A 26,027-nucleotide genomic window follows, 5' to 3' on the forward strand; every position below is an offset into this window, starting at 1 on the left:
CCTCAGGCAGTTTGGCGGGCCTTCCACGCCCCCAACATGGCGATCAGGCCGGGCACGATGATCAAGGCCCAGATGATCTTGGACAGGTGCTGCTGCACGATGGGCAGGTTGCCGAACAGGTAACCTGCCAGTGTCAAACCCACCACCCAAATGAAACCGCCCACCACGTTGTACAAGGTGAATTTGCTGCGTGTCATCTCGGCCACCCCCGCCACAAAAGGCACAAAGGTGCGAATGAACGGCATGAACCGCGCCAGGATGATGGTGATGCCGCCATATTTCTCGTAAAACGCGTGGGCTTGGTCAAAGCCCTTGCGGCTGAAAAACCGGGAATCTTCCCATTGGAAGACACGGGGTCCAAAGTAGCGCCCGATGGTGTAGTTGGTCTGGTCGCCCAAAATGGCCGCCACCAGCAACAAACCCATGACCAAGGGCAGGTTCATCAAGCCCGCGCCGCACATGGCGCCCACAATGAAGAGCAGCGAATCGCCCGGCAAAAACGGCATGACCACCACGCCTGTTTCCACAAAGATGATGAGAAACAGCAAGGCATACACCCAAGCCCCATATTGAGCGACAAAGGCCTCCAAATAACGGTCCACGTGGAGGATGAAATCAACGAGTTGCAAAAGAATGTCCATGCGCGGATTATCCCTGCCCAAGCCCTAAAATCAGGCAGTGACCTTTGAACAAACCCCGGCTTCCGCGCGCCGCCCCATCCGCGAACTCCCCGATGAACTGATCAGCCAAATCGCCGCAGGCGAGGTGGTCGAGCGCCCCGCCTCGGTGGTGCGCGAGCTGGTGGACAACGCCATGGACGCGGGCGCACGCAGCATCACGCTGCGCCTGATGGGCGGCGGCACGCGGCTGATTTCGGTGGAAGACGACGGCGGCGGCATTGCGCCCGATGAGCTGGCCACGGCCTTGAAGCGCCACGCCACCAGCAAGATTGGCAACTTGGACGAGCTTGAATCGGTCATGACCATGGGTTTCCGGGGGGAGGCGCTGGCCGCCATCAACTCGGTGTCCGAACTCACCCTGCTCTCGCGCATGGACGGCCAGCCCACGGCCTTTGCGCTGGACGGCCGCACAGGCGAGATCCGCCCCGCCGCCCGCGCTGTGGGCACCACGGTGGAGGTCAAAGAGCTGTTTTTCTCGACCCCCGCCCGCCGCAAGTTTTTGAAAAGTGACAGCACCGAGTTGGCACATTGCATCGAGGCCGTGCGACGCCACTCCCTGGCCCGCCCCGACGTAGGCTTTGCCATCTGGCACGAGGGCAAATTGGTCGAACAGTGGCGCGTGCACCCTGGCGCTGCGGGTCTGGAGCAACGCCTGGCCGATGTGCTGGGCGAGGAGTTTGTGGCCCAGTCCATTGCGGTGGACTACCACGCCGGGCCGCTCAAGGTGATGGGCCGCGCAGGGCTCCCCGACGCTGCCCGCTCACGCCCGGACCACCAGTTCGCCTATGTGAATGGCCGTTTTGTGCGGGACAAAGTGGTCATGCACGGCGCGCGCAGCGCTTACGAAGACGTGCTGCACGGCCACAAACAACCGGCCTATGCGCTGTTCATGGAAATCGATCCGACCTTGGTCGATGTGAACGTGCACCCCACCAAGATCGAGGTGCGATTCAGGGACAGCCGCGCCGTGCACCAGGCGGTGCGGCACGCACTCGAAAACGCGCTGGCCGCCCCGCGTGCACACCAGCTGTCTGACGAAGCCCCGAACACAGGCCGTGCCTTTGAACTCCAAAACGGCCCTGCCCCCCAACCCTTGCCCGAATCAGCGGCTTGGCAACAAAGCGGCATGGCGTTTGAACGCCCTGGCCCTGCCAGCTTCAATGCCCCTGCCTACAAGCCAGCTGACTTTGTTCGTCCAAGGGTGGACGGCGATCGCGCCATGGCCGACCTGAAGGCGCTGTGGAAGCCGCCAGAGCCCAGCGATGACCTGGGCGCACACGAGCGTCCCTCGCCCGCCTGGCTTCAGGGTGCTCACGCCCTCAAGCCCAGCGTGCAGGCCAGCCCCACTGCCCCTGCGTCTGAATCAACACCTTTGCCCGAAGGCGACTGGCCTTTGGGCCGCGCCATTGCGCAGCTGCACGGGGTCTACATCTTGGCTGAAAACAAGCAAGGCCTGGTGGTGGTCGACATGCACGCGGCACACGAACGCATCGTGTACGAACGCCTGAAAAACCAGCTCCACACCCCAGGCAGCGAAGGCCCTCGCATTGCCAGTCAACCCCTGTTGATTCCGGCCACCTTTGCGGCACACCCCACCGAGGTGGCCACTGCAGAGGCCTGCGCAGAAGCACTGGAACAACTCGGCCTGGAAATCTCGCCCCTGTCGGCCAAAACCCTGGCTGTGCGAGCCGTGCCCACCAGCCTCGCACAAGGCGACGCGGTGGAACTGGCCCGCAGCGTACTGGCCGAGCTGGCCCAGCACGACGCAAGCACGGTGGTGCAACGCGCCCAAAACGAAATCCTGGCCACCATGGCCTGTCACGGTGCCGTTCGCGCCAACCGCCGCCTGACGCTGGATGAAATGAACGCGCTGCTGCGCCAGATGGAAGAGACCGAACGCTCTGACCAGTGCAACCACGACCGCCCCACTTGGCGTCAAATGACGATGCGGGATCTGGATGCGCTGTTTTTGCGGGGGCGGTGATGAACCCCCAACTCGTTGTCTTGCTCATGGCCCTGCTGCTCGGCCTGCAACCCGTCACCACCGACCTGTACCTGCCCGCCTTGCCCGCCATCACCGAAGGCTTTGGGGCGGGCATGGGTCAGGCTCAACTCACCCTGACCGCCTTGCTGCTGGCTTTTGGCCTGTCGCAGCTGGTCTGGGGGCCCTTGTCGGACCGATTTGGCAGACGTCCGATTTTGTTGTGGGGCATGGCGGCCTACACCCTGGCCTCGGTGGCCTGTGCTTGGGCACCGAACATGGCTTGGCTGATCGCAGGCCGCACCTTGCAAGGCATGGCCATGGGCGCGGGTGTGATGGGGGCACGCGCCGTGGTGCGCGATTTGTTTGCGCCAGTGCAAGGGGCTCACGTCATGTCACAGGCCCTGACAGGACTGGGCATCATCGCTTGTGCCTGCGCCCCCTTGGGCGGTTTGTTGACCGATGCCATGGGTTGGCGCACGGCCCTGCTTTCTTTGGCTGTGTATGGTGCCGTCACCTTCGCCTTGCTGGCTTGGCGTTTTGAAGAAACACTGGCACAACCTGATCCACGAGCACTTCAGTTCCGCCCTTTGTTGCGAGCCAATCTGGACATCTTGCGCCACCCCACTTTTTTAACTTGGTGTGCCTTGTCCTCGGCCTCGTACCTGGGTTTGTTCACATTTTTGGCCAGCTCCTCCTTTGTTTTTATCCAAAGCATGGGCTACAGCAAAACCGCCTACGGTCTGCTCATGCTGAGCATGTCCTTGTCTTACATCGCGGGCACGTTTGTCTGCCGATGGATGCTGCGCCGCAACAGTGTGCACCGCACCGTGGGCATGGCGGCGATTTTGACACTCACCGGCGGGGTGAGCATGGTGGCACTGGCCTATGCGGGCCAAGGACAGGACTGGTTTGGCGCTTGGGCCGTCATGGTGCCCATGTACATCTTCATGATTGGCCATGGGGTGCACCAGCCTTGCGGTCAAAGTGGCGCGGTTGCACCCTTCCCCCACCGTGCGGGCACGGCCTCGGCGCTCAATGGTTTTTTGATGATGCTGGGGGCATTTTTCATGGGCGCTTGGTTGAGTCGCCACCTTGATGAACCGGTATTTGCCCTCGCCCATGGCCTGCTGCTGTGGGCACTGATCATCACGGGGCTGGCCTGGACACGCGTTCAACGCCTGGGCCGCCCAGTCCTTTTGAAGCCTGCCACATGAACGATCAACACCTTGAAACCTCCGCCAAAGCAGACGCCATCGCCTTGGTTGGCCCCACTGCCAGCGGCAAAACAGCCGTTGCTTTGGCCTTGGCCGAAGCCATGCAATCGCAAGGCGGCGTCGAGATCATCAGCCTGGATTCAGCACTCGTTTACAAAGGCATGGACATTGGCACAGCCAAACCCACCGTTCAAGAACAAGCCCAAGTCACCCACCATCTGATCGACATCATCGAGCCGACACAAAGCTTCAGTGCGGCCGAATTCGCACGAGAAGCAGCTCGTCTCATGGCCGACATTCGGGCGCGAGGCAAAACACCCTTGATTGTGGGCGGCACCATGCTGTACCTCAAGGCCCTGGTGGAGGGCCTTGATGACATTCCCGCTGCCAACGCAGAGATTCGCGCCGACATTCACCAACAAGCCCAAAAACTCGGTTGGCCTGCCATGCATGGTTTGTTGGCCCAAATCGACCCGGCCACGGCAGCACGGTTGGCACCGGGCGACAGCCAACGCATTGGCCGCGCCTTGGAGGTGTGGACCGCCACAGGCCAAACGCTTTCGTCTTTTCACCAAAGCGCCAAGACACCTACCCCCGATTGGCACATTCCGATCATCAGCCTGGAGCCCAACGACCGGACATGGCTGCACCAACGCATTGCGCAAAGGTTTGACCACATGATGGCCAACGGCTTCATGGACGAGGTGCAGCAGTTGCGTGCCCGAGGTGATCTGCACCCAGACCTGCCGGCCATGCGTTGTGTGGGTTACCGTCAGGCTTGGGAAGGACTGGACGCCAACTGGAGCCAAGCCGAGATCCGCGAACGGGGTATTTTTGCCACCCGCCAACTGGCCAAACGTCAAATCACTTGGCTGCGCAGCATGCCCCATCGGGTGGTGGTGGACGCTGAGGAGTCCCAAGCCAGTGCAAGGGTGATTGATTTGGCCCTGCCAATGTGCCCTTAATCGGGCAAATTCTTGCTGCGCCCACTTTTGATTTTCGACTGCATCGCCTTGCCTTCCAGGCGTCTTTGAACCGAGCCATAGCTGGGTTTTGTGGCTTTACGGGGTTTGGGAGGCTTGGCGTACAGATCCAGCGTTTCATACAAGCGTGCCCAAGCGTCCACACGATTGGCTTCTTGGGTGCGATGGCGCTGGGCTTTGAGAATGAACACGCCTTCTTGAGTCAGGCGACTGTCGCCCGACGCCAGCCAACGCTGCTTGACGTCCTCAGGCAAAGAAGCATTGGCCAGATCAAAGCGCAATTGAACGGCACTGGAAACCTTGTTGACGTTTTGCCCCCCGGGGCCTTGAGCCCTGATGGCGATCAAGTCGACCTGGCTGTCGTCAATGTGCAAAGCGTGTTTCATGTGGACTCAAAGGAGGAACGGTGGACGCGCCATCGCAAAGATTGAAACAAGCAAGCCCCCGGGCCTATTGCAATGGCCCTTTGAGGCTTTCGGGCACCGGCAAGGGCAAGACATCAATGCCTTCGTCGAGCAAAGCCTCTGTTTCTTCTCGGGTGGCTTGCCCCCGGATGTTGCGCTCCTCGCGCTCTCCGTAATGGATTTTTCGCGCCTCTTCGGCAAAACGCCCCCCCACATCTTCGGTGTTGGCCATCACATGACGCACCATCTTCATCATGGCCGCTTGCATCTGTTGCAAAGCTTCAGAGGGCACAGCAGGCGAATGGGCGCTTGTGGTCGCGTCTACTGAGACCTCATCACGGGTGGGTGCCGGGCTGGCAGAACTTGAAGGTGAGTCGCCTTGACTTGAAACAGGGGCTGTGCCGTGACCCAGATTCAAGTGGGGTGCCGACAACATCTTGGTGATTTCGCTGTCGTTGCACACTGGACATGTGACCAGGCCGCGTCCGCGCTGCGCGTCATAGTCGTCTTGTGAAGCAAACCAGCCTTCAAAACTGTGGCCTTGGCGGCATTGAAGATCAAGCACTTTCATCGGGAAGGTTCAGGTAGCGGTTTGCCAGTGCAAAGACCATTGACCTGAAAGCACATTTTGCAGCCACAACAGACCCGTCAAGGTTTTGCCATCGGTGACCAAACCTTGCTGACAAGCGGACATCAGTTCGTCGGGCGTGGCCGTGAAGACATCAAGAAACTCGTCTTGATCGAGTTGGCGCTCACCCAAACTCAAATCTTTGGCAAACCAGATTTCAATGACCTCGGTAGAGTAAGCAATGACTGGATGCAACACACCCGCACGCGCCCACTGCGCTGCGGAGTAACCTGTTTCCTCGAGCAATTCGCGTTGTGCGCACACAAAAGGATCTTCACCGGCGTCGAGTTTTCCCGCAGGAAACTCGACCATCACCTGCCCCACTGGGTAGCGGAACTGACGCTCCATGACCAAGCGCAAACCTTCAGAGGTCTCAAGCATGGGAATGACCATCACGGCGCCGGGATGAACCACGTACTCGCGGGTGGCCAAACGCTGGTTGGGCAGGCGAACCGAATCACGCACCACATGCAGAAAATGACCGCGCAACAACTCTTGTTGCTGCACCGTGTGTTCGATCAAATGATCGTCTGACATGCCATGCTTTGAAGAAGAATGGACATTCAATGCTTGCGGTGCATCAAATATCGAAAGACAAAACCCGGAAAAGCCAATGTCACAAACATGGTGCCTGTGATGGCATAAAACTCCCAACCCTGAGGTGCGATTTGTCCGCTGTGATTTTCCAGCGCCAAGCCAAAGGCACCCACCAAAAAGTACAAAAGCACCAACTCAGCCAGACGCCAAATCAAAGGTTTGGTGGCCCGCGCAGGCCCGAGCAACAAGAGTCGCTGGTTGGCAAATGGCAAATTGGCTGCTAGGAAAGCCAGAAGCACCAACAAAGCGATTTGCAAACTGAGCGACATGAGAGATGAAATCCTGTTTTCAAGCAGCCAGCATGCGAACCACCGCATCGGCACACAAAGCCATCAAAGCGCCCGGCACAATGCCCAGCACCAACACGAGCAAACCATTCAAGGACAGTACCACACGCACATCCAGATCGGCCGACACCGTGGCAGCGGTCAGCGGTTCATCGAAGTACATCACTTTGACAACACGCAAATAGTAAAAGGCGCCAATCAAGGACATCATGACAGCAAAGATGGCCAAGCCCATGTAAAAACCTTGCCCAGATGCGATCAATGATTGCAACACCGCCAATTTGGCATAAAAGCCAACCATGGGTGGAATGCCTGCCAAGGAGAAAAGGCAAATGGCCATGACACCTGCATACAGGGGATTGCGCTGGTTCAAACCGGCCAAATCTGTGATTTCTTCGCTCTCAAAGCCTTGGCGAGCCAACAGCATGATGATGCCAAAACTGGCCAGCGTGGTCAGCACATAGCCGATCATGTAGAACATGGCCGAGCTGTAAGCGTTGGCTGCCAAGGTGGTTTGACCATTGATCACACCGGCCACAAAACCCAACAACACAAAACCCATTTGCGCAATGGTGGAATAAGCCAGCATGCGTTTGAGGTTGGTCTGAGCGATGGCCGCGAGGTTACCAATCAGCAAGGAAGCAATGGCCAGCAAAGACAGCATTTGCTGCCAATCAAAAGCCAGGGGCAAAAGGCCTTCCACGAGCAAGCGGATCATGATGGCAAAGGCGGCCAACTTGGGCGCTCCGCCGATCATCAAAGTCGCTGCTGTGGGCGCACCTTGGTAAACGTCAGGAATCCACATGTGAAATGGCACTGCACCGATCTTGAATGCCAAACCAGACACAATAAAGACCAATCCAAACACCAAGACTTGGTGATTGACCTGTCCCGAAGCGATGGCCTTGAGCACCGCAGACAGTTCGAGACTGCCGGTGGCACCGTACAACATGGACATGCCGTAGAGCAAAAAGCCAGAGGCCATGGCACCCAGAACGAAATACTTCATGGCCGCTTCGGTGGCTTGTGTGTGGTCTCGGCGAAGGGCGACCAAGGCGTAGCTTGACAGCGTCAACAGCTCCAGACCCAGATAAATCACGATGAAGTTCTGGCCAGAGATCATGAAACTCATGCCCAGCAATGCAAACAAACTCAGGCTGAACAATTCACCACCACGCAGCATGTCGCGATCGGCCGCATAGGGGCGCGAATAAACCAAAGTGACCATGACTGCGATCGTGGCAAAGCAGCGCAGCCAATGACCCATCGAATCACTGACCACCAAGCGGCCAAAGCCGTACAAGGTTTGGCCTGCATCGGCATACATGGCGTGCAGCAAGGCCACCCCACCCAATGACAACAAGGTCAAACCGTAAGTGGCGGTGCGCTTGGGGCTTTTCACAAAAAGGTCGACCAGCGCTATCACGCAGGCCATGACCAGCAACACGATCTCCGGATAAACCGTCATCCAGCTGGAGTTGTCCATCATCTGTGTTCTCTCAATTCTTCAAATCAGGCGTAAACATTCAATGTCCAAGGAGCCCACAAACTCAAGGCAATTTGGACAAAGCCACATGCTTGAGCAAGTCGGCCACCGAGGTGTCCATCACGTCGGTAAAGGGTTTGGGGTAGACACCCATGTAAAGGACAGCAGCAGCCAACAAGGCCATCACCAGGAATTCACGACCGTTGATGTCAGTGAGTTCCTTGACATCGTCATTGGCCACAGGACCCAGGTAAACACGCTTGTACATCCACAGGGTGTAAGCCGCGCCAAAGATCAGCGCAGAAGCCGCCAGCAAACCAATCCAGAAGTTGAATTTGACAGCCCCCAAAATGACCATCCACTCGCCCACAAAACCGGCTGTGCCTGGCAAGCCGCAGTTGGCCATGGCAAAGAACAGGGCAAAAGCTGCGAACTTGGGCATGGTGTTGACCACGCCGCCGTAGCTGGCGATTTCACGCGAGTGCACACGGTCGTACAACACACCAATCGACAAGAACATGGCCGCCGACACAAAACCATGGGCAATCATTTGCACGATGCCGCCGGACACGCCCAGTGGATTGAAGATGAAAAAGCCCAAGGTCACAAAACCCATGTGCGCCACAGACGAATAAGCCACGAGCTTTTTCATGTCTTGCTGAACCATGGCCACCAGGCCCACATAGACCACCGCCACCAGCGACAAGACAATGATCAGCATGCCCCACTCTCGTGCGGCATCGGGGGCGATGGGCATCGAAAAACGCAGGAAACCATAGGCACCCAACTTGAGCATGATGGCCGCCAGCACAGCGGAACCACCTGTTGGCGCTTCGACGTGCACGTCGGGCAGCCAAGTGTGCACTGGCCACATGGGCACCTTGACGGCAAAAGCCGAGAAGAAGGCAAAGAACAGCAAAGTCTGCACCGAACCCGACAAAGGCAGTTTGTGCCAGGTCAGGATGTCAAAGCTGCCACCCGAAGCCACGTACAAATAAATCAAGGCAATCAGCATCAGCAAGGAGCCGAGCAAGGTGTACAAGAAGAACTTGAAGGCCGCGTAGATTTTGTTCGGGCCGCCCCAAATGCCGATGATCAGGTACATCGGGATCAGCGTGGCTTCAAAAAAGACGTAGAACAAAATGCCGTCCAGTGCACTGAACACGCCAATCATGAGACCCGACAGGATCAGAAAAGCGGCCATGTACTGGTTGACCTTGCGGGTGATGACTTCCCAGCCTGCAATCACCACGATCACGTTGATGAAAGCGGTCAAGAGCACCAGCCACAGCGAAATGCCGTCGACGCCCAGGTGGTAATGCACATTGAAACGCTCGATCCACGAGGCTTTTTCAACAAACTGCATGGCCGATGAGCCGAGCTGAAAGCCCGAATACAGCGGCAATGTGACCAAGAAACTGGCGATCGATCCGACCAGTGCCAACCAGCGCACGGCGCGGGCTTGGCTGTCACGACCGAAGGCCAGCAAGACGATGCCAAAAGCAATCGGCATCCAGATGGCAAGGCTTAACAATCCCATTTTTATCTTGTCCTCAAAACCGTTAAGCGAGCCAGACGAAATACGTCATCAGCACGAACACACCCAAAATCATGACCAGGGCGTAGTGGTACAGGAAACCGGACTGGAACCAGCGCACCACACCAGACACCCAACCCACGACTTTCCAGGAACCATTGACGAAGAAGCCGTCAATGATGGCGCGATCGCCGACTTTCCACAGACCCAGGCCCAAGCCGCGAGCCCCCTTGGCCAGGATGTTTTCGTTGATCCAGTCCATGAAGTACTTGTTTTCCAGAACCACGATCACAGGACGCAGAGCACGGGCAAAGAAAACGGGGACCTTGGGGTTGACCAGGTACATGTACCAAGCCGTGACCACACCGGCCAAAGCCAGCCAGAACGGTGCCGTGCTCAGACCATGCAGCGCCATGGCCACAGGACCGTGGAACAGCTCACCGAGTTGCTTCATGGCGGGGTGTTTGACCGCGTCAATGAAGATCACGTCTTTGAAGAAGTCGCCATACAGCATGGGCTGGATGGTCATGAAACCGATCACCACCGAAGGAATGGCCAGCAAGACCAGCGGCACTGTGACCACCCATGGCGATTCGTGGGGTTTATCATGGCCATGGTCATCGTGTCCGTGGTGGTCATCGTGGTCATGGTGCGCATCCGGATTCTGGTCGTAACGCTCTTTTCCATGGAAGACCAGGAAATACATGCGGAAAGAATAGAAGGCAGTGACGAACACACCGGCCAGCACCGCGAAGTTGGCAAAGCCAGCCGCAGGCAAGGTGCTCAAGTGCACAGCTTCGATGATGCTGTCCTTGGAGTAAAAACCCGAGAACAGGGGCGTGCCAATCAAGGCCAGCGAACCCAGCAGCGACGTGATCCAGGTGATGGGCATGTACTTGCGAACGCCACCCATCCAGCGGATGTCCTGGTTGTGGTGCATGCCCATGATGACCGAGCCAGCACCCAAGAACAACAGCGCCTTGAAGAATGCGTGCGTCATCAGGTGGAACACCGCCACCGAGTAAGCCGATGCGCCCAATGCCACTGTCATGTAGCCGAGCTGTGACAAGGTGGAATAAGCCACCACACGCTTGATGTCGTTTTGGATGATGCCCAAAAAGCCCATGAACAAGGCCGTGATCGAGCCGATCACCATGATGAAGTTGAGGGCCGCATCGGACAACTCAAACAGCGGCGACATGCGGGCCACCATGAAGATACCCGCTGTGACCATGGTCGCGGCGTGGATCAGGGCAGAGATGGGCGTGGGGCCTTCCATGGAGTCAGGCAACCACACATGCAGCGGGAACTGGGCCGACTTGCCCATGGCACCAATGAACAAGCAAATGCAGATCACGGTGATCAGCATGGCGTCCATGCCAAAGATGTACCAAGGGAAATCAATCGTCGCCAACTCGTTGGCCTTGGCAAACAACTCGGTGTAATTGAGTGTGCCGGTGTAAGCGGCGATCAGACCAATACCGAGGATGAAACCGAAGTCACCCACACGGTTGACCAAAAAGGCCTTCATGTTGGCAAAGATGGCGGTCGGCTTGTTGTACCAGAAACCGATCAGCAAGTACGACACCAAACCCACTGCTTCCCAGCCGAAGAACAACTGCAGCAAGTTGTTGCTCATCACCAACATCAACATGGAGAAGGTGAACAGCGAGATGTAGGCGAAGAAGCGGTTGTAGCCTTCGTCTTCTTCCATGTAGCCAATGGTGTAGATGTGCACCATCAGCGACACGAAGGTCACCACACACATCATCATGGCGGTGATGCCATCGATCAAAAAGCCGACTTCCATCTTCAAGCCACCCACCACCATCCAGGTGTAGAGGGTTTCGTTGAAACGGGCGCCATCGATGACGCTCTTGAGCGTCATGGCAGAGAGGATAAAAGCCACCAGCACACCCAGAATGGTCAGGGTATGAGACAGGCGTCGGCCTATCCAGTTGCCACCGAATTGGGTGCCCAGCACACCGGCCAATGCCGAGCCCACCAAGGGCGCGAGGGGAACTGCCAGCAGCGTGCTGGCGTTGAGGGTTTGACTCATATTCTTGTTAACCCTTGAGCGAATTGAGTTCGTCCACGTTGATGTTGTGCTGATTACGGAACAACAACACGAGGATCGCCAAGCCAATGGCCGACTCGGCGGCGGCCACCGTCAGGATGAAAAACACAAACACTTGGCCGTGCATATCACCCAGGTAATGAGAGAACGCCACAAAGTTCATGTTCACGGCCAGCAGCATCAGCTCGATGGCCATGAGCAAAACGATCAGGTTCTTTCTGTTCAGAAAGATGCCGATCACCGCCAATGCAAACAGCATGGCGCCAAGCGACAGGTAATGTCCCAGGGTCAGTGTCATCATTTTTTCACCTCATTAGAGGCTGCATCTGTTTCAGCAACACGGTCAGGTGCCGCTTGTGTCGGAGCCATCTTGACCACCTGCATGCGGTCAGCCGCACGCACACGGACCTGGATGGACGGGTCAATCGCCTTGCTGTCCTTGCGCTCACGCAGAGTCAGTGCAATGGCCGCGATCATGGCCACCAACAAAATGGCCGCAGCAATCTGGATCGGCATCAGGTATTCGGTGTAAAGCAAAATGCCCAAGGCTTTGGCATTGTCGACCTGCACCGCACCGGCGGCCATGGCAGGCGCTTCGGACATGCGAAAACCAGACAACAACACAGCGGCCATTTCCAAAGCCACGATGGCCCCCAAGGTAGCCGCCAGAGGGAAGTTTTTCCAGAAGCCCTTGCGCACGGTATCGATGCCAATGTCCAGCATCATCACCACGAACAAGAAAAGCACCATCACGGCACCCAGGTAAACCAGCACCAGCAAAATGGCCAGGAATTCGGCGTTGAGCAAGAACCACACGGCTGAAGCTTGCGAGAAAGCGAGCATGAGGTACAGCACCGCGTGCACAGGGTTGCGTGCGGTGACCACCCGGAAGGCTGCAAACAGCAGCACCACCGAGAAGAGGTAGAAGAAACCGGTCTTGACGTCCATAGGTCTGTCTTTTTAAGTGTTCAGGACTGGGCGGCGTTCAACGGTAAGGAGCGTCAGCGGCCTTGGCGGCAGCGATCTCTTTTTCGTAACGGTCGCCCACGGCCAGCAACATGTCCTTGGTGAAGTACAGGTCACCGCGTTTTTCGCCGTGGTATTCAAAAATGTGCGTCTCGACGATCGAATCCACCGGGCAGCTTTCTTCACAAAAACCACAGAAGATGCATTTGGTGAGGTCAATGTCATAACGCGTGGTGCGGCGCGAGCCGTCTTCGCGTTGACCCGCCTCGATGGTGATGGCCATCGCGGGGCACACGGCTTCGCACAGTTTGCAGGCGATGCAGCGCTCTTCGCCGTTGTCATAACGGCGCAGGGCGTGCAGGCCGCGAAAACGCGGCGACAGCGGGGTTTTTTCTTCCGGGAACTGCACTGTCACCTTGCGGGCAAATGCATAACGTCCGGTCAGGGCCATGCCCTTGAACAACTCCACGAGCATGAAGCTCTTGAGGAAGTCCTTGATCGAGAAAGAGGAAGCAGTCATTGTGGTCATGTGGTGCGCCGCTTATTTCCAGATGTTCCATGGTGAGTGGAGCCATACGCCCACCACCAGCAGCCACACCAGGGTGACCGGGATGAAAATCTTCCAGCCCAGACGCATGATCTGGTCGTAGCGGAAGCGCGGGAAGGTGGCGCGAATCCAGATGAACATGGACACAACCAGGAAAGTCTTGAGACCCAGCCAGATCCAGCCTGGAATGGCGTTGAACAAGGCGCTGTCGATGGGCGACAACCAGCCGCCCAAGAACATGATCACGGCCAAAATGGACACCAACCACATGCTGGCGTATTCGGCCAGGAAGAAGATGGCAAAACCCATGCCCGAATATTCAACCATGTGACCGGCCACGATTTCGGCTTCGCCTTCGACCACGTCAAAGGGATGACGGTTGGTTTCGGCCACACCCGAGATCAGGTAAACCAAGAAAATGGGCAGCAGCGGCAGCCAGTTCCAGGACAGGAAACCCAAACCCATGTGCGCCATTTGGCCCTGGCCTTGCGCCAACACAATGGCGGTCAGGTTCATGCTGCCCGAGACCATCAAGACCACCAAGAAGCAAAAACCCATGGCGATTTCGTAGCTGACCATCTGGGCCGATGCACGCAGCGCACCCAAAAAGGCGTACTTGGAGTTGGAGGCCCAACCCGCGATGATCACGCCATACACCTCGATGGAGGTGATCGCCATCACCAGCATCAAACCGGCGTTGATGTTGGTGAGTGCCACTTCGGGTCCAAAAGGAATCACGACCCAAGCGGCCAAAGCCGGCATGATGGCCATGATCGGACCCAAGCGGAACAATCCCAAGCTCGCAGCACTCGGATTGATCAGTTCTTTGGTCAACAACTTGAGGGCATCGGCAATGGGTTGCAGCAAACCAAAAGGACCCACGCGGTTGGGACCGTGGCGCACTTGCATGAAGCCCAAAAGCTTGCGCTCCCAGAGCGTCAGGTAAGCCACAGCGCCCATCAAAGGCGCAAGAATGGCAACAATCTTCAGCAAAATCCACAGCACTGGCCAAACCAAAGTGGCCCACCAGCTGGCAGCGATCAAATTCAGACCGCCGTTGTACAGCGCGTCAATCATGGGGTGACCTCCAAGCGTGCGTCTGCGGTCAGCTGCAAAGACGGCGCACGGCGCACGATGCCGTCGAGCTGGTAAATGGAAGCAATCGCTGGCGCGGGTGTGGTGGTCCCGCTCAGGTTGATCGCGGACCGTGTGGCGTTCGATGCCGCCAGGGGCTGGGCCGTGGCGCGGGCCAGAACATCTTGCGAGGTCTCAAAAGACACGCCCGGGATGTCCAGCAGATTGGCCAGTACGCGCAGCACTTTCCATGCGGGGCGTGTTTCGGCCAAAGGCTTGACCACGGCGTGGAAGCTTTGCAAGCGGCCTTCGGCATTGACAAAGCTGCCCGAGGTTTCAGTGAACGGGGCAATGGGCAAGAGCACGTCGCTGAAAGCCATGTTGGCCTTGAAGGGACTGAGCGTGACAACCATCTCGGCCTGGCCCAGGGCCTTGGCCGCTGCTGCACCTGCTGCGCTGTCGAACTCGGGCTCGGTGTTGAGCAAGAGCGCTGCTTTGAGGCCACCGGCCAGCATTTGGCCGGCGTGCTTGCCACCGGTTTGCGGCTGGGCACCCACCCACTGCGCACCCACGGTGTTGGCCGCTTCGGTCAGGTAACCCACGCTGGCACCGGTTTGTACGCCAATCCAGTTGGCCAAGGCCAACAGCGTCGAGGCGTTGCCATGGTGCGCAGCAGCGTTGCCCAACAACAGGGCTTTGCGCTCGCCACCCAACAGGGACTTGGCCATGGCTTGGGCCGAGGCGGAAGCCGTACCCGTACAAGGCGCTTCCACGCCTTTTTCAGCAGCAATGGCCACGGCCAGATCGGCCATGGTTTGGGCCCAAGCAAAAGCTTCGGTCACGGCCGCGTTGGCCACGGGCATGGCCCAAGCGTCGGCGTGGCTGAATGACGCAGGGTCGGTGATCACGTTCAGCTGAGCGCCATGGCGCACCGCGTGGCGCACGCGCAGGGCAAACAGCGGGTGGTCCTTGCGCAGGTTAGAACCCACGACCAAAACGCGCTGCAATGAGCTCAGCGAAGCAATCGATGTGCCCAAAGTGCGCACGCCTTCGGTTGCGGCAAACTCGCCGTTGCGCAGGCGGTGGTCAATGTTGTCCGAACCCAAACCGCGCACCAAAGCACCTGCCAAATACAACTCTTCGACGGTGCTGTGTGGGCTGACCAATGCGCCAATGCTGTTGGCACCATGGTCACGCTGGATGTTGCGCAGGCCATTGGCCACGTATTCGAGGGCGGTTTGCCAGTCAACTTCTTTCCATTCGCCGCCCTGCTTGAGCATGGGGCGTGTCAAGCGGTCAGAGCCGTTGAGTGCTTCGTATGAGAAGCGCTCACGGTCTGCAATCCAGCACTCGTTGACGTCTTCGTTCTCCAAGGGCACAACGCGCATGACCTGGTTGTTCTTGACTTGCACGATCAGGTTGGCACCGGATGAGTCGTGCGCTGCAATCGACTTGCGGCGCGACAGCTCCCAAGTGCGGGCGTGGTAGCGGAAAGGCTTGCTGGTCAAGGCGCCCACGGGGCAGATGTCGATCATGTTGCCCGACAACTCGGAGTCGATCGTCTGGCCCAAGAAGGTTTCGATTTCGGCGTGCTCACCGCGGTGGGACATGCCCAACTCCATGGCACCGGCTACTTCTTGGCCGAAGCGCACGCAGCGTGTGCAGTGGATGCATCGGCTCATCTCTTCCATCGAAATCAGCGGGCCGACTTCCTTGTGGAAGACCACACGCTTTTCTTCTTCGTAGCGAGATTTTGTGCCGCCGTATCCCACAGCCAAATCTTGCAACTGGCATTCGCCCCCTTGATCACAAATGGGGCAATCCAGCGGGTGGTTGATCAGCAGGAATTCCATGACCGACTTTTGGGCGGCAATGGCTTTTTCGCTCTTGGTGCGCACGATCATGCCTTGTGTCACAGGTGTGGCACACGCTGGCATCGGTTTGGGGGCCTTTTCGACCTCCACCAAGCACATGCGGCAGTTGGCCGCGATGGAAAGTTTCTTGTGGTAACAGAAATGAGGAATGTAGGTGCCTGCTTTTTCAGCGGCATGCATCACCATGCTGCCCGCGGCAACTTCCACTTTCTGACCGTCGAGTTCTATTTCAACCATGGGTCTTCACCGATGTTGCATCGACACCGACCATGGAGGTCTTGTGCTCGATGAGGTGTACAAATTCGTGACGGAAATGCTTGAGCATGCCGCGCACCGGCATGGCCGCAGCGTCGCCCAAGGCGCAAATCGTTCGGCCCATGATGTTGCCGGCCACGCTGTCGAGCATGTCGATGTCGCTGGCACGGCCCTGGCCGTGTTCAATGCGGTCGACCATGCGCCAGAGCCAGCCTGTGCCTTCACGGCAAGGCGTGCATTGGCCGCATGACTCGTGAGAATAAAAGTAAGACAAACGCGCCAAGGCCTTGACCATGCAACGCGTCTCGTCCATGACGATCACCGCACCGGAACCCAACATCGAACCGCCTTCTTTGGCGATGCTGTCGTAGTCCATGGTGAGCTTCATCATCAAATCGGCCGGAATCACGGGCGATGAAGAGCCGCCAGGAATCACGGCTTTGAGCTTGCGACCGCCACGTACGCCACCGGCGAGCTCGAGCAACTTGGCAAACGGCGTGCCCATGGGCACTTCGTAGTTGCCGGGGCGCTCCACGTCACCGCTGACCGAGAAGATCTTGGTACCACCGTTGTTGGGCTTGCCGCATTCCAGATACGCCTGGCCACCGTTGCGGATGATCCAGGGCACAGCCGCAAAAGTCTCGGTGTTGTTGATGGTGGTGGGCTTGCCGTACAAACCGAAGCTGGCCGGGAACGGTGGCTTGAAGCGGGGCTGGCCTTTTTTGCCTTCGAGCGATTCGAGCAAAGCAGTTTCTTCACCGCAGATGTAAGCGCCAAAACCATGCGAGGCGTGCAACTGGAAGCTAAAGCTGCTGCCCAGAATGTTGTCGCCCAGGTAGCCTGCAGCGCGGGCTTCTTCGAGGGCTGCTTCAAAGCGCTCGTAGGTGTGGAAAATTTCCCCGTGGATGTAGTTGTAGCCCACACTGATGCCCATGGCATAAGCAGCGATGATCATGCCTTCGATCACCGTGTGCGGGTTGTACTCCATGATGTCGCGGTCTTTGCAAGTGCCCGGCTCGCCTTCGTCCGAGTTGCACACCAAATACTTTTGACCGGGGAACTGACGGGGCATGAAGCTCCACTTCAGTCCCGTGGGGAAGCCCGCACCGCCTCGACCGCGCAAGCCCGACTCTTTGACGGTGGCAATCACTTGGTCTTGCGTGAGGCCTTCGCTGCCATCTTTGCCCAAAATCTTGCGCAAAGCCGCATAGCCACCGCGTACTTCGTAGTCTTGGATGCCCCAGTTCTTACCGTTCAAACCGGCATAGATTTGCGGATTGATGTGGCGGTCATGGAAGCAAGTTTCAACGCCAGTTGCCTGGAATTGATTGAGAATTTGTTCGACGTTCATCAGGCGGCCTCGGCTTTCTTCAGGCTGTCAACGAGTTGGTCGAGCTTTTCGTGGCTCATGAAGCTGCACATGTGGCGGTCATTGACCAACAGCACCGGCGCATCGGCGCAAGCGCCCTGGCACTCGCTGGGCTGCAGCGTGAACAGGCCGTCGGCGGTGGTTTCTCCGGCGTGCACACCCAATATGTGCTCCAGATGCGCCAGCGCCTGAGCACCGCCACGCAACTGGCAAGGCAGGTTGGTGCAGACGTTCAGCTTGAACTTGCCCACCGGCTTTTGGTTGTACATGTTGTAGAAGGTGGTGACCTCGTGCACCGCCATCACCGGCATGCCCAACACCTCGGCCACAACTTGCTCACTCTCGGGGCTGACCCAGCCCAGTTCTTGCTGCACGATCGACAGGCAGGCCATGACAGCCGACTGCTTTTGGTCTGCAGGGAACTTGGCGACTTCACGCGCAAAGCGTGCTTTGGTTGACTCAGAGATCATCGGTCAATCTCTCCAAAAACAATGTCCATGGTCCCGATGATCGCGACCGCATCGGCCAGCATGTGGCCACGGGCCATTTCATCGAGGGTGGCCAAATGGGCAAAGCCCGGGGCGCGAATTTTGAGGCGATAAGGCTTGTTGGCCCCATCGCTCACCATGTAAATGCCGAACTCGCCTTTCGGATGTTCGACAGCGGCATAGGCCTCGCCTTCGGGCACATGAAAACCTTCGGTGAAGAGCTTGAAGTGGTGGATCAAGTCTTCCATGTTGGACTTCATGCCTTCGCGCGAGGGCGGTGCCACCTTGTGGTTGTCGGTGATGACCGGACCGGGGTTGGCACGCAACCACTTCACGCATTGCTGGATGATTCGGTTGGATTCGCGCATCTCTTGAACACGCACCAAATAGCGGTCGTAGCTGTCGCCGGTCTTGCCCACAGGCACGTCGAATTCGACTTGGTCGTAGGCGTCGTAAGGCTGCTTTTTGCGCAAGTCCCACGCGAAGCCGGAGCCACGCAACATGGGGCCGGTCATGCCGAGATTCAGAGCACGCTCAGGGGCCACCACTCCGATGCCCACGGTGCGCTGCTTCCAGATGCGGTTGTCGGTCAACAGGGTTTCGTACTCGTCCACGCACTTGGGAAAGCGCTGAGTGAAGTCGTCGATGAAATCCAGCAAAGAGCCGTTGCGGTTGCTGTTGAGCTGCTCGATGGCCTTGGCGTTTTTGATCTTGCTGACCTTGTACTGCGGCATGCTGTCCGGCAGGTCACGGTACACACCACCGGGTCGGAAGTAAGCCGCATGCATGCGTGCGCCCGACACGGCTTCATACATGTCAAACAAATCTTCACGTTCACGGAAGGTGTAGATCAGGATGGTGGAGCTGCCGCAGTCGTTGCCGTGCGAGCCGAGCCACATGAGGTGGTTCAGGATGCGGGTGATTTCGGAGAACATCACACGGATGTACTGCGCACGCATCGGCACTTCCAAACCCAGCATCTTCTCGATGGCCAGGCAGTAAGCGTGCTCGTTGCACATCATGGACACGTAATCCAGACGGTCCATGTAGGGCAGCGACTGGATATAGGTTTTGCTCTCCGCGAGTTTTTCTGTGGCACGGTGCAGCAAACCGATATGTGGGTCAGCGCGTTGCACCACCTCACCGTCCAGCTCAAGCACCAAACGCAGCACGCCGTGCGCTGCCGGGTGCTGTGGACCGAAGTTCAGCGTGTAATTCTTGATTTCGGCCATATCAGTTCAGGCCTCCATAGTTGTCTTCGCGGATGATGCGCGGTGTGATTTCGCGAGGCTCAATGCTCACCGGCTCATAAATCACTCGCTTGCGTTCGGCGTCATAGCGCATTTCAACGTGCCCCGACAAAGGGAAGTCCTTGCGGAAGGGGTGACCGATGAATCCATAGTCGGTCAGGATGCGGCGCAGGTCGTTGTGACCTTCAAACACGATGCCGTACAGGTCAAAGGCTTCGCGCTCGTACCAGTTGGCCGAGTTCCAGATCTCGTTGACCGAGTCCACCAGTGGCAGATCATCTTCAGGGCACAGCACTTTGACACGCACGCGCTGGTTCAGGCTCACCGACAACAAGTGCACGGTGACTCCAAAACGCGGGCCGTCTGTGCCCACTTCACGGTAGGCCGAGTAATCGAGGCCGGCCAAATCAACGAGTTGCTCAAATTGGCAACCGGGCGCATCACGCAGGGTTTGCATCACACCCAGGTAATGCTGTGCGTTCACATGAACAGTCACTTCACCCAAAGCGATGGAAATATTTTGAACCCGATCACCCAGGGCGGCAGCCAGAGTGTCTTGCAGATCTTCGGGTCGAATGGCGAAATCGGTCATCGTCATTCCCTTCAAGCACGCGCAATGGTTTGTGTGCGGCGAATTTTTTGCTGCAACTGGATGATGCCGTAAATCAAGGCCTCAGCCGTGGGTGGGCAGCCCGGCACATACACATCCACTGGCACGATGCGGTCACAACCCCGCACCACCGAATAGCTGTAGTGGTAATAACCACCGCCATTGGCACATGAGCCCATGGAGATCACCCACCGCGGCTCTGACATTTGGTCATAGACCTTGCGCAAGGCGGGTGCCATTTTGTTGCACAGGGTGCCGGCCACAATCATCAAGTCAGCCTGACGAGGACTGGCACGAAAAACTTCAGCACCAAAACGTGCCAAGTCATAACGTGCTGTGGCCGAATGCATCATTTCAACCGCGCAGCAAGCCAGACCAAAAGTCATGGGCCAAAGCGAGCCGGTTTTAGCCCAATTCACCACAGAGTCGTAACTCGTGGTGATGAAGCCTTCCTTCATCACACCTTCAATCATTTGGATTCCTCAAACAGGCAGTTTGCTGTTGTGTGCAAGAACGCTCATTCCCAATCCAGGGCGCCTTTTTTCCACTCATAGACGAAGCCCACCACCAAAATGGCCAAGAAGATCACCACAGCTACAAACCCAGCCATGCCGACTTCCTTGAGGGCGATGGCCCAAGGGAATAAAAAAGCAATTTCCAGATCGAACAAAATGAACAAAATGGCCACCAAGTAGTAGCGCACATCGAACTTCATTCGAGCATCTTCAAAGGCTTCAAAGCCACATTCGTAGGGAGAATTTTTTTCCGCATCAGGTTTGTTGGGGCCAAGAATGTAGCCTAAAACCTGGGGAATGATGCCGACCGCGATGCCGACCAAAATGAACAAAAGAATGGGGAGATATTGAGAGAGGTTCATTTTGGGACTTGCGGTATCACCGAAGGAACAGCCCCAATTTTTCAATTTGGGCTGCTCTGTTTATCTGGTGCCGTCGGCGAGACTCGAACTCGCACAGCTTTCGCCACTACCCCCTCAAGATAGCGTGTCTACCAATTTCACCACGACGGCTGGATACATTTGCCCAGTTTGCAAGAGGTACATCATACAACGTATTTAGCTCTCCGGGCATTCCCGTATTTTACTCTGAAAACCCGTCCATTTCCTTCGAAAAACACGTAAATTTGTGCAGAGCAGCAATGCTTAAATGAAGCTTACTTGGCTGGTGCTGGCGGCACGCTGTTGTCGGTCTTTGCAGCAGGTTCGTTGCCTGGAATTTGCGCTGCAGGACTCACATTGGCAGGTGCAGCTGGGGCCGTGACCGCAACACCTTCAAGCACACTGCCCGAAGAAGCTGGACGGACGTTGCTGAAATATGCCAACAACAAAGTACACACAAAAAACACAGCAGCCAAAACCGCCGTGGTGCGGGACAAGAAATTGGCACCTCCCGTTGCACCGAACAAACTGCCCGAACCACCACTGCCAAAAGCTGCACCCATGTCAGCACCTTTGCCATGTTGAATCAGGATCAAACCAATCATGGCCAAAGCCGACAACATCTGAACCACCAAAATCAAAGTCAACATCACGCTCATCAGAGTTCTCCGAAAAATTTACAAACAAGGATTGAAAGCTCAGCGCGAAGCGGCTTTCAACATGGATAAAAAGTCGGCGGCCTTGAGGGAGGCACCGCCAATCAAACCGCCGTCGACATCGGGCTGAGCCAACAAGTCTGCTGCGTTAGCAGCATTCATGCTGCCGCCGTACAAAATCGAAATGCGCGTGGCTTGGGCACTGGCCGCTTGCAATTGAGAACGCAAAACAGCATGTACCTGCTGGGCTTGCTCGGGCGTGGCTGTCAGGCCCGTGCCAATGGCCCAAACGGGTTCATAGGCCACCACAATTTCACTGATGCAATGGCCGTTGGTTTGGATCACCGCTGCCAATTGCCGCTTGACCACCGCCTCGGTTTGACCGGCTTCTCGTTCGGCCAAGCTCTCGCCCACACACACAATCGGGGTGATGCCTACCGCCAAGGCACGTTGTGTCTTGGCCGCCACTGTGGCATCAGATTCTGCGTGGTACTGACGGCGTTCAGAATGACCGACGATCACATAACGCACTGAAAAATCACGCAGCATGTCAGCAGACGCCTCACCCGTGTAAGCACCCGAGGCATGGGCGGACACATCTTGTGCACCCAAGTCCACAGACGAGTCCGTCAACAGATGTTGCATCTGCGCCAAATACGGTGCGGGCACGCAAAGTGCCGAACGGCATGACACCGCTCCGATGCCCTCCAAGAGCTGCGCCACCAAAGATGCATTGGCAGCCAAGCTGCCATTCATCTTCCAGTTGCCCACCATCAATTTACTGGATGGGCTCATCACCAAGTCACCACCAATTTACCGACATGTTGATTGCTCTCCATCAAGGCATGCGCCTGAGCTGCACCCGTGGTCAAGTCACCCACCGCATCCATCGCCCCAAAGACCGTGTGAATCACCGGCTTGATGCTGCCCGACTCGATCCAGGGCCAAACGGTTTGACGCAAAGACTGCGCAATCGCCGCCTTGAAAGCCACAGGGCGCGGACGCAGCGTAGAGCCCGTGATGGTCAAGCGCCGACGCAACACCAAGCCCGCATTGAACTCGCTCTTGATGCCGCCTTGCACCGCGATGATGACCAAGCGACCGTCTTCGGCCAAGGCCTCGACTTCACGCGCCACATAGTCACCCGCAACCATGTCCAACACCACATTCACACCCACACCGCCAGTGATGCGTTTGACCTCAGCCACAAAGTCGGTGGTTTTGTAATTGATGGCCTGGTCCGCACCCAAAGCCAAGCAAGCCTGGCATTTGGCATCAGATCCCGCCGTGACGATCACCGTGGCTCCTGCCGCTTTGGCCATTTGAATGGCGGTCACGCCAATGCCGCTGGTGCCGCCTTGGATCAACAAAGTCTCACCCGCTTGCAAGCGGCCACGGTCAAACACATTGCTCCACACCGTGAAAAACGTCTCAGGCAGAGAAGCGGCTTCGGTATCGGTCAGTCCTGTGGGGACAGGCAAACACTGCGCGACAGGCGCAACGCACAGTTGCGCATAACCACCGCCGGCCACCAAAGCGCACACACGATCCCCCACCGCCAGGCCCGCCTCAACCATGGCTGCGGCGTCACCCGACACCACCACACCGGCCACTTCGAGCCCTGGAATGTCCGAGGCACCCGGTGGCACGGGATAGTGACCGGTACGTTGCAACACATCGGGGCGGTTGATGCCGCTGGCCGAGACACGAATGAGCAACTCCCCTGCCCCGGCCACAGGGTCGGGACGGGAGCCGGGCACCAGCACGGAGGGAGCGCCGTAGCTTTGAATTTCAATGACGTTCATGGTTTGTGCGTTCAGCGTTCTGGGTTTGGCGTTGAGCATTCAGCGTTTTGTGTGATGGGCAGGTTGAGCAGTGCGGCTAAAAAGCTTCTCGCTCAACCCCCAACCCTCCACACAAAACCCCGCATCAGCCTTGTGAAGGACGGTCCAACAAAGCCTTCATCGACAGCTTGATGCGGCCCTTTTCGTCGGTTTCCATGACCTTGACTTTGACGATCTGGCCTTCGCTCAGGTAGTCGGTCACTTTTTCGACGCGCTCGTGGGCGATCTGGCTGATGTGCAGCAGACCGTCTTTGCCAGGCAACAAGTTGATCAGGGCACCGAAGTCCAGGATCTTGGTCACAGGGCCTTCGTAGACCTTGCCGATTTCGACTTCGGCGGTGATCTGCTCGATGCGCTTCTTGGCGATGTCAGCTTTCTCGCCGTCGGTGGCCGCGATGGTGATCGTGCCGTCTTCACCGATGTTGATCTGGCAACCGGTCTCTTCGGTCAGGGCGCGGATGGTCGCGCCGCCCTTGCCGATCACATCACGGATTTTCTCGGGGTTGATCTTCATGGTGAAGAGCTTGGGTGCGAAATCCGACACTTCGGTATTGGCCGTACTCATCGCCTCTTGCATCTTGCCCAGAATGTGCATGCGGGCTTCTTTGGCCTGGGCCAAAGCGACTTGCATGATTTCTTTGGTGATGCCCTGGATCTTGATGTCCATCTGCAGCGCGGTGATACCGTTGGTGGTACCGGCCACTTTGAAGTCCATGTCGCCCAGGTGATCTTCGTCACCCAAGATGTCGGTCAACACCGCAAAGCGGTTGTCTTCCTTGATCAGGCCCATGGCGATACCGGCCACGTGGGCTTTCATCGGCACACCCGCGTCCATCATCGACAGGCAGCCGCCGCAGACCGAAGCCATGGACGAAGAACCGTTCGATTCGGTGATTTCGGACACCACACGCACGGTGTAGGGGAATTCTTCTTTGCTTGGCAACACAGCGGCCAAAGCACGCTTGGCCAAACGGCCGTGGCCGATTTCGCGGCGCTTGGTCGAACCCATGCGGCCCACTTCGCCAGTGGCAAAGGGAGGCATGTTGTAGTGGAACATGAAGCGGTCTTCGAACTCACCCGCCAGCGCGTCGATGCGCTGCGCATCGCGCTCGGTGCCCAAAGTGGTGATCACCAAAGCCTGGGTTTCGCCACGTGTGAACAAGGCCGAGCCGTGTGTGCGGGGCAGCACGCTGTTGCGGATTTCGATGGGGCGCACAGTGCGTGTGTCGCGGCCGTCGATGCGGGGCTCACCGGCCAAAATCTGGCTGCGCACGATGCGCGCTTCGATTTCGAACATCAGGCCGTCGAGCTTGACGCTGTCAAACGCCACGCCCTCATCGGCCAAAGCCACTTTGACCGAAGCGTAAGCTTCACGGCAAGCGTGGGTGCGGGCTTGCTTGTTACGGATCTGGTAAGCCGCACGCAGTTTTTCTTCGGCCAAAGAGGCCAGCTTGGCTTCAAAAGCGGTGTCGCGGGCAGGCGCTTGCCAGTCCCACACAGGCTTGCCAGCGTCGCGCACCAACTCGTGGATGGCGTTGATGGCAATGGCCGACTGCTCGTGACCGTACACCACGCCACCCAACATGATTTCTTCGGACAGTTGCTGGGCTTCGGATTCGACCATCAGCACAGCGGCTTCGGTACCGGCGACCACCAGGTCCATGACGCTGCCTTTGCGCTGGGTCTGGCCAGGGTTCAGGACGTATTCACCGTTGATGTAACCCACGCGGGCAGCACCGATGGGGCCGTTGAACGGGATGCCCGAGATGGACAGGGCGGCAGACACGGCGATCATCGCGGCGATGTCGGCGTCGACTTCAGGGTTCAAAGACACGGTATGGATGACCACATGCACGTCGTTGTAGAAACCTTCAGGGAACAGAGGACGGATCGGACGGTCGATCAGGCGGCTGGTCAGGGTCTCGTGCTCGCTGGGCTTGGCTTCACGCTTGAAGAAGCTGCCAGGAATCTTGCCTGCAGCGTAAGTCTTCTCGATGTAATCCACCGTGAGGGGGAAAAAGTCTTGACCGGCTTTGGCGATCTTGGAACCCACGACGGTGGCCAGCACCACAGTGCCTTCCATGTCGAGCAGCACAGCGCCGCCGGCTTGGCGAGCGACTTCGCCGGTTTCCATCTTGACCGTGTGCTGGCCCCACTGGAAGGTTTTGGTAACTTTGTTAAAAATAGACATGTTCAGAACTCCTGAAAACAAAAGCGCATGAGGCTGCACTGTGGGCCCGGAAGTTGACGCTCTGAACTCGATGCCATTCCACAAAACCTTGCAAAACTTTGCTGTAAAGCTTTGTGGAATGACACAGCGCG

The 26,027-nt window shown here is 57.5% G+C and carries 26 protein-coding genes and 1 tRNA gene; 3 read left to right on the forward strand and 24 right to left on the reverse strand.

Going from position 1 to position 26,027, the window contains the following annotated elements; all coding sequences use genetic code 11:
* Positions 1–2: 2 nt before the first annotated feature.
* Positions 3–641, reverse strand: a complete 639-nt coding sequence (locus B9Z48_RS19455; protein WP_108380346.1) for a DedA family protein — start codon at positions 639–641, stop codon at positions 3–5.
* A 37-nt stretch (positions 642–678) separates the two neighbouring features.
* Between B9Z48_RS19455 and mutL the strand changes: the two genes are divergently transcribed.
* The 3 genes from mutL to miaA are packed head-to-tail and all read left to right on the forward strand — an operon-like array spanning position 679 to position 4,843.
* Entirely contained in the window at positions 679–2,664 is a 1,986-nt protein-coding gene (gene mutL / locus B9Z48_RS19460) for a DNA mismatch repair endonuclease MutL (RefSeq protein ID WP_108380347.1), read from the forward strand.
* Complete coding sequence (locus tag B9Z48_RS19465) at positions 2,664–3,878, forward strand: multidrug effflux MFS transporter (RefSeq protein WP_108380348.1); 1,215 nt, start codon at positions 2,664–2,666, stop codon at positions 3,876–3,878. Before mutL ends, B9Z48_RS19465 begins: the two co-directional genes overlap by 1 nt.
* Complete coding sequence (gene miaA / locus B9Z48_RS19470; protein WP_108380349.1) at positions 3,875–4,843, forward strand: tRNA (adenosine(37)-N6)-dimethylallyltransferase MiaA; 969 nt, start codon at positions 3,875–3,877, stop codon at positions 4,841–4,843. Before B9Z48_RS19465 ends, miaA begins: the two co-directional genes overlap by 4 nt.
* Here the strand turns inward: miaA and arfB are convergent.
* From arfB to pnp, 23 genes are all read right to left on the reverse strand, one after another.
* On the reverse strand, positions 4,840–5,247 hold the full coding sequence (gene arfB, locus B9Z48_RS19475) for an alternative ribosome rescue aminoacyl-tRNA hydrolase ArfB (protein ID WP_108380350.1): 408 nt from the start codon (positions 5,245–5,247) through the stop codon (positions 4,840–4,842). The genes miaA and arfB overlap by 4 nt on opposite strands.
* A gap of 64 nt (positions 5,248–5,311) precedes the next feature.
* Positions 5,312–5,836, reverse strand: a complete 525-nt coding sequence (locus B9Z48_RS19480) for a DUF1178 family protein (protein ID WP_108380351.1) — start codon at positions 5,834–5,836, stop codon at positions 5,312–5,314.
* Positions 5,837–5,845: 9 nt separating this feature from the next.
* Positions 5,846–6,430 (reverse strand): NUDIX domain-containing protein, encoded by a 585-nt coding sequence (locus B9Z48_RS19485; protein ID WP_108380352.1) that lies wholly within the window; start codon positions 6,428–6,430, stop codon positions 5,846–5,848.
* A 26-nt stretch (positions 6,431–6,456) separates the two neighbouring features.
* Complete coding sequence (locus tag B9Z48_RS19490) at positions 6,457–6,759, reverse strand: DUF2818 family protein (RefSeq protein WP_108380353.1); 303 nt, start codon at positions 6,757–6,759, stop codon at positions 6,457–6,459.
* Positions 6,760–6,778: 19 nt separating this feature from the next.
* On the reverse strand, positions 6,779–8,266 hold the full coding sequence (nuoN, locus tag B9Z48_RS19495; RefSeq protein ID WP_089960467.1) for an NADH-quinone oxidoreductase subunit NuoN: 1,488 nt from the start codon (positions 8,264–8,266) through the stop codon (positions 6,779–6,781).
* A gap of 61 nt (positions 8,267–8,327) precedes the next feature.
* A complete protein-coding gene (locus tag B9Z48_RS19500; RefSeq protein ID WP_089960470.1) occupies positions 8,328–9,803 on the reverse strand; it encodes an NADH-quinone oxidoreductase subunit M in 1,476 nt (491 codons plus the stop codon).
* A 22-nt stretch (positions 9,804–9,825) separates the two neighbouring features.
* Positions 9,826–11,859: an NADH-quinone oxidoreductase subunit L gene (nuoL, locus tag B9Z48_RS19505; protein ID WP_089960474.1), complete on the reverse strand. Its 2,034-nt coding sequence runs from the start codon at positions 11,857–11,859 to the stop codon at positions 9,826–9,828.
* 7 nt (positions 11,860–11,866) lie between these two features.
* Positions 11,867–12,175 carry an NADH-quinone oxidoreductase subunit NuoK gene (nuoK, locus tag B9Z48_RS19510; protein WP_053176930.1) on the reverse strand — a complete coding sequence of 103 codons (309 nt, stop codon included), beginning with the start codon at positions 12,173–12,175 and terminating at the stop codon, positions 11,867–11,869.
* A complete protein-coding gene (locus B9Z48_RS19515; protein WP_089960475.1) occupies positions 12,175–12,825 on the reverse strand; it encodes an NADH-quinone oxidoreductase subunit J in 651 nt (216 codons plus the stop codon). Before B9Z48_RS19515 ends, nuoK begins: the two co-directional genes overlap by 1 nt.
* A gap of 37 nt (positions 12,826–12,862) precedes the next feature.
* Positions 12,863–13,372 (reverse strand): NADH-quinone oxidoreductase subunit NuoI, encoded by a 510-nt coding sequence (nuoI, locus tag B9Z48_RS19520; RefSeq protein ID WP_062407863.1) that lies wholly within the window; start codon positions 13,370–13,372, stop codon positions 12,863–12,865.
* Positions 13,373–13,384: 12 nt separating this feature from the next.
* Positions 13,385–14,467 (reverse strand): NADH-quinone oxidoreductase subunit NuoH, encoded by a 1,083-nt coding sequence (gene nuoH / locus B9Z48_RS19525; protein ID WP_089960479.1) that lies wholly within the window; start codon positions 14,465–14,467, stop codon positions 13,385–13,387.
* A complete protein-coding gene (nuoG, locus tag B9Z48_RS19530; protein WP_108380354.1) occupies positions 14,464–16,575 on the reverse strand; it encodes an NADH-quinone oxidoreductase subunit NuoG in 2,112 nt (703 codons plus the stop codon). The genes nuoH and nuoG overlap by 4 nt, the downstream gene beginning before the upstream one ends.
* Positions 16,568–17,944, reverse strand: a complete 1,377-nt coding sequence (gene nuoF, locus B9Z48_RS19535) for an NADH-quinone oxidoreductase subunit NuoF (protein ID WP_108380355.1) — start codon at positions 17,942–17,944, stop codon at positions 16,568–16,570. The genes nuoG and nuoF overlap by 8 nt, the downstream gene beginning before the upstream one ends.
* Positions 17,944–18,432: an NADH-quinone oxidoreductase subunit NuoE gene (nuoE, locus tag B9Z48_RS19540; RefSeq protein WP_108380356.1), complete on the reverse strand. Its 489-nt coding sequence runs from the start codon at positions 18,430–18,432 to the stop codon at positions 17,944–17,946. The genes nuoF and nuoE overlap by 1 nt, the downstream gene beginning before the upstream one ends.
* Complete coding sequence (locus B9Z48_RS19545) at positions 18,429–19,682, reverse strand: NADH-quinone oxidoreductase subunit D (RefSeq protein ID WP_089960493.1); 1,254 nt, start codon at positions 19,680–19,682, stop codon at positions 18,429–18,431. Before B9Z48_RS19545 ends, nuoE begins: the two co-directional genes overlap by 4 nt.
* Position 19,683: 1 nt before the next feature.
* The gene (locus tag B9Z48_RS19550) at positions 19,684–20,292 is read right to left on the reverse strand and encodes an NADH-quinone oxidoreductase subunit C (protein ID WP_089960496.1); all 609 of its coding nucleotides are present in this window, start codon (positions 20,290–20,292) and stop codon (positions 19,684–19,686) included.
* Positions 20,293–20,303: 11 nt separating this feature from the next.
* A complete protein-coding gene (locus B9Z48_RS19555; RefSeq protein ID WP_089960498.1) occupies positions 20,304–20,783 on the reverse strand; it encodes an NADH-quinone oxidoreductase subunit B family protein in 480 nt (159 codons plus the stop codon).
* A gap of 44 nt (positions 20,784–20,827) precedes the next feature.
* The gene (locus B9Z48_RS19560) at positions 20,828–21,187 is read right to left on the reverse strand and encodes an NADH-quinone oxidoreductase subunit A (protein ID WP_089960501.1); all 360 of its coding nucleotides are present in this window, start codon (positions 21,185–21,187) and stop codon (positions 20,828–20,830) included.
* 65 nt (positions 21,188–21,252) lie between these two features.
* Positions 21,253–21,337 (reverse strand) — tRNA-Leu (locus B9Z48_RS19565).
* A gap of 143 nt (positions 21,338–21,480) precedes the next feature.
* Positions 21,481–21,864, reverse strand: coding sequence for a preprotein translocase subunit SecG (gene secG, locus B9Z48_RS19570; RefSeq protein WP_089960505.1), 384 nt, complete (start codon positions 21,862–21,864; stop codon positions 21,481–21,483).
* Positions 21,865–21,903: 39 nt separating this feature from the next.
* The gene (gene tpiA, locus B9Z48_RS19575) at positions 21,904–22,656 is read right to left on the reverse strand and encodes a triose-phosphate isomerase (RefSeq protein ID WP_108380357.1); all 753 of its coding nucleotides are present in this window, start codon (positions 22,654–22,656) and stop codon (positions 21,904–21,906) included.
* Positions 22,656–23,666, reverse strand: a complete 1,011-nt coding sequence (locus B9Z48_RS19580) for an NAD(P)H-quinone oxidoreductase (RefSeq protein WP_108380366.1) — start codon at positions 23,664–23,666, stop codon at positions 22,656–22,658. The genes tpiA and B9Z48_RS19580 overlap by 1 nt, the downstream gene beginning before the upstream one ends.
* A gap of 124 nt (positions 23,667–23,790) precedes the next feature.
* Positions 23,791–25,896, reverse strand: a complete 2,106-nt coding sequence (gene pnp / locus B9Z48_RS19585) for a polyribonucleotide nucleotidyltransferase (RefSeq protein ID WP_089960512.1) — start codon at positions 25,894–25,896, stop codon at positions 23,791–23,793.
* Between the last annotated feature and the right edge of the window lie 131 nt (positions 25,897–26,027).

Origin of the sequence: Limnohabitans sp. WS1 (assembly GCF_003063265.1) — a bacterium.
Classification (GTDB): Bacteria; Pseudomonadota; Gammaproteobacteria; order Burkholderiales; family Burkholderiaceae_C; genus Limnohabitans_A.